The following is a 10,191-nucleotide window of genomic DNA, read 5'->3' on the forward strand; positions in this document are numbered from 1 at the left end:
GCTCGCTGAGGGTAAAGGTTCCGGGGAGCTGGTACAAGCTAGTTCTAGGGCCTCCCAATGAAGCGAGAATCCCCTTCCTTTAGGAAGGGGAGTGTCAAGATGGCGGGCCAGTCGGCCTGGGTGGCCTCGCGGATGGTTGCCATGGGCGTCGGCTATGCTGAGAGTCGGTGCCTGGGCCAGGAACTCATGAGCGAGCGAGCGAGCCGCATTGCCATTATCGGTGGGGGGTTTGGCGGGCTGTATGCGGCACTGCAGTTGAGCCAACTGCCTTGGGATACGGTGGCGCCACCCGAGCTCGTGTTGATTGACTGCCGCGATCGCTTTTTGTTTGCGCCGCTGCTATACGAGCTCGTCACGGGCGAGCTGCAGGCTTGGGAGATTGCGCCCCCGTTTGAAGAAATTTTGGCGGGAACCGGCATCCGCTTCATCCAGGCGCGCGCCACCGGGATCGATACCGGCAGCAAGCAGATCCAGCTCGCCGATCGCGCCCCTTTATCCTACGACACGCTCATCCTGGGGGTGGGCGGCGAAACGCCCATGGAAGCGGTCCCGGGCGCGGCCGAGCACGCCATCCCGTTTCGGCGCTTGGCCGATGCCCAGCGCCTGCAGCAGCAGCTGCGCGCGCTGGAGCACTCGGAGCGCGATCGCATCCGCGTTGCCGTGATGGGCGGCGGCTACAGCGGCGTCGAGCTGGCCTGCAAGGTCGCCGATCGCCTGGGCGAGCGCGGCCGGCTGCGCCTGATCGAGCGCGGCGGCGCCATCTTGAAGCGCTCGGCCCCGTTTAACCGCGAAGCTGCCCAGCGCGCGCTCGAGGCCAAGCAAATCTGGATCGATCGCGAGACGACAGTGGCCTCGGTGGGCGCCGACAGCATCGAGCTGGTTTACAAAGGCCAAACTGATACCCTTCCAGTGGAGCTCGTTTTGTGGACGATCGGGCTGAGCGCGTCCTCGCTGCTTGCGGAGCTGCCGTTCCCCCAAAACGAGCGCGGCCAGCTCCAGGTCGCGCCGACGTTGCAGGCGGCCGAGGGGAGCGCGGTGTTTGTCGTAGGCGATGCCATCGAGTGCCGGGATGCTGAGGGCGCGCAAGTGCCGCCCACGGCGCAAGCTGCCTACCAGCAAGCCGATTACTGTGCCTGGAACGTCTGGGCCTCGCTCACGGGCCGACCGCTACTGCCCTTTCGCTACCAGCACCTGGGCGAGATGATGGCCCTAGGCACTGACAATGCCACGCTCACCAGCGGTCGCTTGCAGTTGGAGGGACTGGGGGCCTATACGGCGCGGCGCCTGGCGTATCTGGCCCGCATGCCCACCCTCAATCACAAGCTGACCGTAGGGGGCAACTGGATCGCCCGCCCGCTATTGGCGGCCCTGGCGCGCTAGCCGCATGGCACCGCCGCAGCTGATCCTGCTAGATGCCGTCGGTACGCTGTTCGGGCCGCGCGCCAGCATTGGCGAACTCTACCGCCAGCAGGCAGCGCACCACGGGGTGAGGGTGGCAGCCGAGCCCCTACAAGCGGCTTTCGCGCGGGCGTTTGCAGCGGCCCCACCGTTGGCGTTTCCGCACGCGCCTCCTGAGGCGATCGCGCCGCACGAGTACCGCTGGTGGCGCGCGGTCACCAGCTCGGCGTTCGCCCAGGTGGGAGCGCGCGAGGCATTCGCTGACTTCGAGGCGTTTTTCAGCCAGCTCTACGCCTTCTTTGGGCGGGCCGAGCCCTGGTATTGCTACCCAGAGGTCCGGCCGGCGCTCGAGCGCTGGCGGCAGCGTGGCATTGCCTTGGGCGTGGTCTCCAACTTCGACTCGCGCCTGCACGCCGTGCTAGCGGCCCTGGGGATGGATGCACTGTTCGATAGCGTCACTGTTTCCTCGCGAGTGGGGGCTGCCAAGCCCAATGCCCGCATCTTTTGGGCGGCGCTGCACTGGCACGGCGTCCCCGCCAGCAGGGCTTGGCACGTTGGCGACAGCCTTGAGGCTGACTATCGCGGCGCGCAAGCCTGCGGCCTGCGCGCCTTTTGGCTGCAGCGATCGCGCTAGCGCTCCGCGCGCGAGCCTTTTCGGCGCTGGTTGCGCACCGAGAGTGCAGCCGCATCGATGGGATAGCCCACCGTGGGAACGATTTGGTACTGGCGCTCTTCCTCCAGCCGCTCGAGCTCGGCGAAATCCACCCAGTGAATGCAATCGACCGGGCAGGTGTCGATGGCTTCCTGAATCGTCTCTTGCGGGTCGCCATCCTGGCGGATGGCGCGCGAGCGACCGTGCTCGGGCTCAATGTAGAAAGTGTTGGGCGCCACGTGGGCGCAGTGCTTGCAGCCGATGCAGGTAACCTCATCAACGTAGACGCCCTGCTGCCGCAGCTCGCCCCCTAGCTCCGGCTCCGATCCCGAGCGATCCGGTGCGTCGCGGAAAGCGCCGCCCAGTTCTGGTTCCTGTCCCGAGCGTTGCGGGGCTTGCTCTGCCATTAGCCGCTCCAGCGCTGCACGACAACGCGGATCGAGCCATCTTCGTTCTGCTGCCGCTCGGCTAGGTCAAAGCCTTGCTGGGCCACCGTGTCGAGGATGGTGCGGTAGGCGTAGCCCTGGTTGACGCGCTCTAAAAAGCCGTTAACCGACCACGGCTGCTGCCAGTACTGCAGGTCAGCGACCAATTCGTAGACTTGGCCGTTCCAGCAAAAGCCCACATCGCAGCCGTTGTTCTGCTCGATGACGACCTCCGCCTCGCGCTCGGGGGCTTGGTAGCCCCTGACGGTTTGCGGACCGGGCTTCCAGTCGATGCCGAGGTCGCTAAGGGCCCCTTTGAGGGCATCGAGGTCGCGAATTTGGGTTTTGACGGTGCTGAAATGTGACATGCGTTCCCACCAACAACCTACAGGGACCTGGCTTGCCAGCGCGGCGTCGTTACCAGTCGCTAAAGCGGACGGGATTGGTGTCGGCCTCGGTCGTCCTGGCCGATTGCGTTGCGGGTTGGGCGTAGTAGTCCGAGGTGGGCTCGAACGAGACGACCTCTCCGAGCTTCACCTCGATAGCCGCCGTCACGTCGCTGCAGGAGGCCCCCACCACGCCGGTTACCTTTTCTTCGACTCGCCCATCCGGATGGATGACAAACTCCAGGGTTTCCATGCTCATGGTTGCTGCTGCCCGATCCGGCCAGCTAACCGAGTTGACGGAAGTTCGCATCAAATCTTAACAGATACCGGGGCACCGGTTTGAAGCAATATGAAGCTAGCTTAATGGGCCTCGATTGCTGTTTGGGCTCAGGGCCAACGCCCCACCACCATTGCAGGCTAAAATCAGGCTCGGACGGTGGCACCTCAGGCAAGCGATGAGCATGCGTTCCCCTGCAGCACAAAAGCCTCTAAACGTTGGCATCTTGGGCTTTGGCGGGCTCGGTCAAGCGGCCGCGCGCGCGCTGATTCCCAAGCAAGAGCTGCGCTGGGTGGCAGCAGCCGATCGCAAGGGCTATGCCTACGATCCCGGCGGCTTGGATGCAGAGGCCTGCATTGCTGCTGCCCAATCCGGCCGCTCGGTGGGAACGACCCAAGGCAGCGGCACGCTCAGCAATGACGGCTTTCAAGACTTGCTCGAGCGGGCCCCCATCGATGGCTATTTCCTAGCCCTGCCCAACCTGCCCAATACCTTCATGGCCTCGGTCGCGCGGCAGTTCATCCAAGCGGGCTGGCAGGGGGTCTTGGTCGATGCCCTCAAACGCACCAGTGCCGTCGAGTCCATGCTGGCGCTCCAGGACGAGCTGCAAGCGGCCGGCATTACCTATCTCTGCGGTTGCGGTGCCACGCCAGGCCTGCTGACAGCGGCTGCCAGCGTTGCGGCGCAAAGCTTCAGCCAGATCGAGCGCGTCGACATCACCTTTGGCGTTGGCATTGCCAACTGGGCGGCCTATCGGGCCACCATCCGCGAAGACATCGCGCACTTGCCGGGCCACGACACCGAGCGCGCCCAAGCCATGAGCAAGGCCGACATTGAGGCGCTACTGGCCGAAACCGGCGGGCTGCTGCACCTCGAGAACATGGAGCATGCCGACGACATCATGCTCGAGCGCGCCGGCATTTGCCCGCGCGATCACGTCTCGGTGGGTGGGGTCGTCGATACGCGCAACCCGCAAAAGCCGCTCAGCACGAACGTGCGCGTCACCGGGCAGACCTTTGAGGGGCAAACGGCAACGCACACCTTTACCCTGGGCGACGAAACCAGCATGGCTGCCAACGTCTGCGGGCCGGCTTGGGGCTACCTTAAAGCGGGCGCTGCGCTCCATCAGCGCGGGGCCTACGGCGTGCATTCGGCAGTCGAGGTCATGCCGCAGTTCGTGCGCTAGGACGCCTAGGGACCGCCATGGCCTCGGCCGATGCTTTTGCCAGCGAGCTGCGTGCCGCTCAGGAGCGCCTGTCGGCGCTGCTGGCTGCGTTCTCGCGCGTGCGCGTGTTGGTGGTGGGGGATTTAACCCTAGACGAGTTCGTTACCGGCCAGGTGGATCGGCTCTCGCGCGAGGCGCCGGTGCTAATCCTCAACCACGAGCGCACGGAGCAAATCCCGGGCGGCGGGGCCAACGCCACCTACAATCTGGCGCAGCTCGGGGGCCAGGTGGCGGCCGTCGGGTTAGTGGGCGCCGACTCGCAAGGCCAGGCCTTGCGGCAGTTGCTGGCGGCGGCTGGGGTGGATACCTCAGGCATCCTCGAAGCCCGCGATCGCCCCACCGTGACCAAAACCCGCATCGCCGGCCACGCCCGCCAATCGGTCACCCAGCAAATTGTCCGGCTTGATCGCACCGCCCACCACTGGCCCCAACCGGAGGTGGAGGCCCAGATTGTCGCCGGCATCCAGCACCAGCGCGATGCGGTTGATGCGGTGGTGTGCTCCGATTACGGCGAAGGCGTCCTGAGCGATAGTGCGATCATGGCGGCTTTGGCGCACGAGCGCACAGTGGTCGATGCGCAGTCGCGGCTCGCGCGCTATGCCGGGGCCACGCTGTTTACCCCCAACCTGCCCGAGGCCGAGCGTGCCGCCGGCCACGCCATTGCCGATGCGGGCGACCTCGAGCGCGCCGGGCAGGCGCTATTGCAGCTGACGCAGGCCCAGGGGTTGCTAATTACCCGCGGCGAGAGCGGCATGAGCGCCTTTGAGCGCTCGGGTGCTGCTTGGCACTTGCCCGCGCTCAACCGCGCCGATGTCTTTGATGTCACCGGCGCTGGCGATACGGTCGTGGCAGCCCTGACGCTGGCTCTATCGGCAGGGGCCTCCCTTTGGGAAGCCGCCGTTCTGGGGAATTTGGCAGCCAGCGTCGTGGTGCGCAAATTCGGGACGGCAACCGCAACAGTGGCCGAGATGCAAGCGGCACTGGCGCACTATTTGGATGGAGACGGCCGCTAGGGCCCCTATTGCGAAGCCAGGGTGCGCTTGCGCAGCGATTCGGCTCGGCGGCGAGCCGTTTTGTTGTTGGGGTCGTACTGTAGGTTTTGCTCGTAGGCTTCGAGGGCCTGACTGTCGAGCTGCTTGCGCTCGTAGGCGTGTGCCAAGTTGTTGCGGGCGATGGCGTACTCGGGGTAGCGCTCCAAGGCTTCCTTGTACTGGCGGATAGCGAGGTCGTATTGCTCCTGGGCAAAGTAGGTAAACCCTAGGCCGTTGTAGATCAGAGCAACGTTTTCGGGGGCGACCTCGCTCTCGCTGTTTTGGATCCCCTTGAGGGCCCGCTGGAACACTTTAGCCGCCTGCACGTAGAGCTTTTTGCTGATGTAGATGCTGCCCAGCTCGTAGTACTCGTGCGGCTCGCCCTGTTGCTGGGTGAGCTTGTTTTGCAGCTGCGAGAGCCGGCTCTCGGTGCGGCGCCGCTTGAGCACCTCGCGCCCGATTGCCCAGGCAGCCACCCCCAGCAAAACCAGCAGGACGATCAGATAAAGGGCCGGCAGGGCATCGCTCATAACCCCTCTACAGGCACTGCGTTCTCCATTATCCGCGATCAGGCTGGGACTGGGGAAGCCCCCACTGGCGCACTGTTTGCTGCAGCCAGCCCGAGCGGCGCCAATCGGCAATGGCCGCATTGACTTGCTGGCGCAAACCGGCATGCTGGGCCCCTTTGGGCAGCACGATCCCGATCGGTTCGGTGGACAGGCACCCCGGCAGCTGCCGGTAGGCCGGATGCCGATCCACCCAACCACTCAGAATGCTGCGATCGCCAGCGAGTGCAGCGGCCTTGTCGGCTTCCAGCGCTTCCAGGCCAGCTCGATAAGAATCGACAGCCACCAACTGCACCTGCGGTAGGGCATAGCGCACGGCGGCAATGGCGCTTGAGCCCTGCAAGAGCGCAATCTTGCGCCCCGCCAGATCGGCCCGCTCGCGCACATCGGGCTCGGCCGCGACCAGGGCAGTACCGTCGAGATAGTAGGGGCGGCTAAAGCTCACCAGGCGCGAGCGCGCCGCTGTAACCGTAACGTGCGCGATCGCCAGGTCCGCCTGCCCCGACAGCACCGCTTGCAAGCGCTGCCGGTTGGCGACTGGTAGCAACTCGAGCGCTTGCGGACTGCCCCGCAGCCGTTGGGCCAGGCGCCGGGCCAGATCGACTTGCAAGCCGCGCAGCTGGCCGTCCTCGCCCCGAAAGCCCAGCGGCGGCACCCCGGACTGAACGGCGACCGCGAGCCGATCATCTTCCTCGGGAGCGTCCGACGGCGCAGCAACCGCTGCGCTTGGCAGGGCGGCCAGCGCCGCGATCGCGGCCAGCCCCCCTCGGAGCCACCGCCGGGCATGGAACTGCAGGCGCATCGCGCGCATTCGGGGGCACCGCCATGGCTTGCTGTCGGTAGCCTCCGCCGGCGCTACTGCGAGCTCGCTTGGGCGCGCTCGACCACTTGCGAAAAGGCCTGGGGGTCCAGAACGGCCAGGCGCGCCAGCATTTTGCGATCGAGCTGGATGTTGGCCTTGCGCAGCTTGCCGGTTAGCTGGCTGTAGGTCGTGCTGTTTTGGCGGGCTGCAGCATTGATGCGCGCGATCCACAGGCTGCGAAAGTCGCGCTTGCGCCGGCGGCGATCGCGGTACGCATAGCGCAGCGCCTTAATGACCTGCTGGTTGGCCGGACGAAACAGCCGCGAGTGCGCCAGGCGAAAGCCTTTGGCCCGCTTGAGAACCTTTTTGTGGCGCTTGCGGGCCACGTTGCCGCGTTTGACCCTTGTCATAGCTCTTCCTCAAATGCTGCGTTGCCGGGCTGCCCCATTACTAGAGATAGGGCAGCAGCCGATGGACGTTGTCGCGATCGCGCTTCTTGACGAACGTTAGCTTGGCCAGCCGGCGCTTGCGCCCGACCGCTTTGTGCTGCAGCAAGTGGTTGCGATTGGACTGGCGGCGGCGGATTTTGCCCTTTCCAGTCTTGCGGAAGCGCTTGGCGGCTGACTTGCAAGTCTTTTGCTTGGGCATGGCCAACTCGGACTCGACGCAAACACCCATCCTAATGCGAAGCAGCCGGCAAACGCAAAAGCAGCAGCGCGCATCCCCCATGCCGGTTGGTCCGGCCGCGCCGCGGGCCGTTGCGCCGGTTCCGCTCAGGTCGGGCACACCTGAGGGGGCGCTAGCTCGCAAACCTCGCGAACGCTCAAATCGAAATTGAGCTGGTGGAGCACGTTAAGGGCGTTTTCGGCCGCGTAGCCCACCCCCAGGGGCGAGCGCGCATCCAGCTGCCCCAGAACGCGCTCGAGCTGGCTTTTGACATTAAGCGGCGTGCCCAGGGCTTGCAGGAGCTGCTCGCTCACGGGCGCCAAGAGCGCGTTGAGCTGCTGCTGGCGGATGGCAGCGGGCGCATCGGGAACGATCAGGGCATAGCGGTGCAGTAGGGCTGCCTCCCCGCAGGCGATTTCGTGCACGGCCTGCTCGATGAGGCGGTCCGTGACGTAATCCCGCAACAGGGGCTGTAGCGTCAAGCAGCCCGGCTCGCCAGTGGGGGCGGCCTCGGCGGCAACGTGCCGGATCCAGCACCGCCGCTCGAGCGACTCCATCCCCTCCAGCAGCCGTGCGAATCGCAGGTTCGACAGGATCTCGCCCTGCAGCTCGGTTAGGGCCACTGGCGCTCGGTTGATGGCCAACCAGTAGGCCAGTTCTTGCTCCAGCCGCGATAGCCGCTCGAAGTGCTGATCGAGCAGCGCTTTGATGTCACCAAAAATGAGGGTGCCCTCGGCCAAAAAGGCCGATAGGTCCCCCTCAAAAACGTCCCGCACCGTCGTTGCCGCCAGTTTGAGCGCGAGCGGGTTGCCGCCGCAACGCTGCACCAGCGTCGTCCACTCGGTTTGGGTGCCTCGCAGGCGGCCTTTATCCTGCACCACGGCTTGGGCTGGGGTGGGTGCCAAGCCGCCCAGCAGCAGCGACCGTACGGGCAGCGCTTCGCCCTCTAGGGCAGCAATCTCTTTGGGTTTCTCCCGGCTGGCGAGCAACAAGCAGCTTTGATGGCTCGATTCCGCAAGCTGCTGGAGCAAATCGGCGTAGCGCTCGCAGCCGCTGGCGTAATGGCCAGCCGGGCAGCCGGGTGCTGCCGCCGATCGCGCTGCCAGGATAGCTTCCGCACCATCCAAAACGAGCAGGCAGCGCTGCTGCTGCAAAAGCGCCAGCAATCGGGCGAGTTGTTGCGCGCCCTCGCTGGGGAGCCGCCGCCGATCACCGAGCTGGGCGCACAAATCCGCCAGCAGCATTTCCACGCTCGGCTGGCCGGCCAGCGATCGCCACGCCACCCGATCAAAGGCGGCGCTCGCTGTCTCGAGCCACTTGGCCGCCAGGGCCGTTTTGCCCGTACCGCCCAGCCCCAGCAGAGCAACGGCGCGGCAGCGCTCGGTGAGGATCCAGCGATCGAGCGCTGCCAGCTCGGTTTCCCGCCCGTAAAAGGCCGGGACATCGGCCGCCGCCCACTGAGCGCGATCACGCCTGCCCCAAGCGGTTTGCCCCGAGCGGGCTTGCCAGCGCCTCAAGGCAGCCTGAAAGTTACTTTTGGTAACGCGCTCGCCCAGCGCTTCCGAGAGCTGGCGCCAAAGCTGAAATGCAACGTACTTAACGTAGCTAGGCGCGTAGCCTAGCTGGGCAGCCATTTCGGGATAGCTGCGTTGCTCCCAGGCTTGGCGTACGATGCTCTCTTGCAAGTCATTCAAACGCTCCTGGGCCAGCAACGCCTCCACCGCCGCCACCGCTTCATCGACAGACATGGGCTTAAATGCGGCATTTTAAAAAAGTTATTTTGCTTCAATCGTATAACCGGCCCGAGCGTGCGAACCGCAGTTGGGAAGTTGGGCTTTACAAAACTTGCTATTAGCACCGGCGCTCCTACTAACCTTGGCCCACGCCGATGCCCAAAACGGTAGCAGCAGAACGCTCCATTTGAGGGAATAGCCTGGATCGCGCCGCCAAAACTAACTGCAACTCATAACGTTTAATAACGCCAACTAACGACCGAGGAAAGGCTGGATTCTTTTACTTTTATAAACAGAAGCCTCCAGGCTCAATCAGCCTGGCGTCGGGCTTCGTGCAGTTATTATCCATGGGATCCCTATGACAGTACTGGAGAGACGCGAAAGCGGCAATCTCTGGGAGCAGTTCTGTAACTGGATCACCAGCACCGAAAATCGCCTCTACATTGGGTGGTTTGGGGTGTTGATGGTCCCCACGCTGCTCACCGCCACCACCTGCTTTATCATCGCCTTCATCGCCGCCCCGCCGGTGGATATGGACGGCATCCGCGAGCCCATTTCCGGCTCGCTCATGGATGGCAACAACATCATCTCGGGTGCGGTCGTGCCCAGCTCGAACGCAGTTGGCTTGCACTTCTACCCGCTGTGGGAAGCTGCCAATATTGAGGAGTGGCTCTACAACGGCGGGCCCTACCAGCTCATCATCTTCCACTTTCTGATTGGCATTTTCTGCTGGTTGGGCCGGCAGTGGGAGCTCTCCTACCGCCTGGGCATGCGGCCCTGGATTTGCGTGGCCTACAGTGCCCCCGTTTCGGCTGCTGTGGCTGTGTTCCTGATTTATCCCATCGGCCAAGGCAGCTTCAGTGAAGGCATGGGCCTGGGCATCAGCGCCACGTTCAACTTCATGTTCATCTTCCAGGCCGAGCACAACCTGCTGATGCACCCGTTCCACATGCTGGGGGTTGCCGGGGTATTCGGCGGCGCGCTGTTCAGCGCCATGCACGGCAGCCTGGTGACCTCGTCGCTGGTGCGC

General features: G+C 64.6%; 13 protein-coding genes. 5 read left to right on the top strand and 8 right to left on the bottom strand.

The features are described 5' to 3' along the window. The first annotated feature begins 186 nt into the window (after positions 1–186). Positions 187–1,380, top strand: coding sequence for an FAD-dependent oxidoreductase (locus BRC58_03490; GenBank protein ID PSP18474.1), 1,194 nt, complete (start codon positions 187–189; stop codon positions 1,378–1,380). Between the two features lie 4 nt (positions 1,381–1,384). Next, entirely contained in the window at positions 1,385–2,032 is a 648-nt protein-coding gene (locus BRC58_03495) for a hydrolase (GenBank protein ID PSP18464.1), read from the top strand. Here BRC58_03495 and BRC58_03500 read toward each other — a convergent pair. Genes BRC58_03500 through BRC58_03510 form a run of 3 tightly spaced genes read right to left on the bottom strand, consistent with a single transcriptional unit; the run spans position 2,029 to position 3,120 of the window. Beyond that, on the bottom strand, positions 2,029–2,457 hold the full coding sequence (locus tag BRC58_03500) for a ferredoxin (GenBank protein PSP18465.1): 429 nt from the start codon (positions 2,455–2,457) through the stop codon (positions 2,029–2,031). The two genes, BRC58_03495 and BRC58_03500, sit on opposite strands and share 4 nt — an antisense overlap. Further along, positions 2,457–2,843: a hypothetical protein gene (locus BRC58_03505; GenBank protein ID PSP18466.1), complete on the bottom strand. Its 387-nt coding sequence runs from the start codon at positions 2,841–2,843 to the stop codon at positions 2,457–2,459. The genes BRC58_03500 and BRC58_03505 overlap by 1 nt, the downstream gene beginning before the upstream one ends. Before the next feature lie 49 nt (positions 2,844–2,892). Next, positions 2,893–3,120: a hypothetical protein gene (locus BRC58_03510; protein PSP18467.1), complete on the bottom strand. Its 228-nt coding sequence runs from the start codon at positions 3,118–3,120 to the stop codon at positions 2,893–2,895. 196 nt (positions 3,121–3,316) lie between these two features. Here BRC58_03510 and BRC58_03515 point away from each other — a divergent pair, with 196 nt between their 5' ends. Next, positions 3,317–4,324, top strand: coding sequence for a saccharopine dehydrogenase-like oxidoreductase (locus BRC58_03515; GenBank protein PSP18468.1), 1,008 nt, complete (start codon positions 3,317–3,319; stop codon positions 4,322–4,324). 17 nt (positions 4,325–4,341) lie between these two features. Further along, positions 4,342–5,376 carry a D-glycero-beta-D-manno-heptose-7-phosphate kinase gene (locus BRC58_03520; protein PSP18469.1) on the top strand — a complete coding sequence of 345 codons (1,035 nt, stop codon included), beginning with the start codon at positions 4,342–4,344 and terminating at the stop codon, positions 5,374–5,376. Between the two features lie 5 nt (positions 5,377–5,381). On the opposite strand, the gene BRC58_03525 is transcribed toward BRC58_03520, so the two are convergent. The 5 genes from BRC58_03525 to BRC58_03545 form a co-directional block, all read right to left on the bottom strand. After that, on the bottom strand, positions 5,382–5,924 hold the full coding sequence (locus BRC58_03525) for a hypothetical protein (GenBank protein PSP18470.1): 543 nt from the start codon (positions 5,922–5,924) through the stop codon (positions 5,382–5,384). Positions 5,925–5,952: 28 nt separating this feature from the next. Then, positions 5,953–6,762, bottom strand: coding sequence for an ABC transporter substrate-binding protein (locus BRC58_03530; GenBank protein PSP18475.1), 810 nt, complete (start codon positions 6,760–6,762; stop codon positions 5,953–5,955). Between the two features lie 53 nt (positions 6,763–6,815). Then, complete coding sequence (locus BRC58_03535; GenBank protein ID PSP18471.1) at positions 6,816–7,172, bottom strand: 50S ribosomal protein L20; 357 nt, start codon at positions 7,170–7,172, stop codon at positions 6,816–6,818. A 40-nt stretch (positions 7,173–7,212) separates the two neighbouring features. Further along, positions 7,213–7,410 carry a 50S ribosomal protein L35 gene (locus BRC58_03540; GenBank protein ID PSP18476.1) on the bottom strand — a complete coding sequence of 66 codons (198 nt, stop codon included), beginning with the start codon at positions 7,408–7,410 and terminating at the stop codon, positions 7,213–7,215. Positions 7,411–7,535: 125 nt separating this feature from the next. After that, on the bottom strand, positions 7,536–9,176 hold the full coding sequence (locus BRC58_03545) for a hypothetical protein (GenBank protein PSP18472.1): 1,641 nt from the start codon (positions 9,174–9,176) through the stop codon (positions 7,536–7,538). A 343-nt stretch (positions 9,177–9,519) separates the two neighbouring features. Between BRC58_03545 and BRC58_03550 the strand changes: the two genes are divergently transcribed. After that, positions 9,520–10,191 (top strand): photosystem II q(b) protein (locus tag BRC58_03550; protein PSP18473.1); only part of this gene is annotated, 672 nt, incomplete at its 3' end.

The organism is Cyanobacteria bacterium QS_8_64_29 (assembly GCA_003022125.1).
Lineage (GTDB): Bacteria > Cyanobacteriota > Cyanobacteriia > Cyanobacteriales > Rubidibacteraceae > QS-8-64-29.

Coding starts and splice junctions, on each gene's coding strand:
- BRC58_03490 (PSP18474.1), top strand. CDS start 187: ATGAGCGAGCGAGCGAGCCGCATTGCCATTATCGGTGGGGGGTTTGGC.
- BRC58_03495 (PSP18464.1), top strand. CDS start 1,385: ATGGCACCGCCGCAGCTGATCCTGCTAGATGCCGTCGGTACGCTGTTC.
- BRC58_03500 (PSP18465.1), bottom strand. CDS start 2,457: ATGGCAGAGCAAGCCCCGCAACGCTCGGGACAGGAACCAGAACTGGGC.
- BRC58_03505 (PSP18466.1), bottom strand. CDS start 2,843: ATGTCACATTTCAGCACCGTCAAAACCCAAATTCGCGACCTCGATGCC.
- BRC58_03510 (PSP18467.1), bottom strand. CDS start 3,120: ATGAGCATGGAAACCCTGGAGTTTGTCATCCATCCGGATGGGCGAGTC.
- BRC58_03515 (PSP18468.1), top strand. CDS start 3,317: ATGAGCATGCGTTCCCCTGCAGCACAAAAGCCTCTAAACGTTGGCATC.
- BRC58_03520 (PSP18469.1), top strand. CDS start 4,342: ATGGCCTCGGCCGATGCTTTTGCCAGCGAGCTGCGTGCCGCTCAGGAG.
- BRC58_03525 (PSP18470.1), bottom strand. CDS start 5,924: ATGAGCGATGCCCTGCCGGCCCTTTATCTGATCGTCCTGCTGGTTTTG.
- BRC58_03530 (PSP18475.1), bottom strand. CDS start 6,762: ATGCGCCTGCAGTTCCATGCCCGGCGGTGGCTCCGAGGGGGGCTGGCC.
- BRC58_03535 (PSP18471.1), bottom strand. CDS start 7,172: ATGACAAGGGTCAAACGCGGCAACGTGGCCCGCAAGCGCCACAAAAAG.
- BRC58_03540 (PSP18476.1), bottom strand. CDS start 7,410: ATGCCCAAGCAAAAGACTTGCAAGTCAGCCGCCAAGCGCTTCCGCAAG.
- BRC58_03545 (PSP18472.1), bottom strand. CDS start 9,176: ATGTCTGTCGATGAAGCGGTGGCGGCGGTGGAGGCGTTGCTGGCCCAG.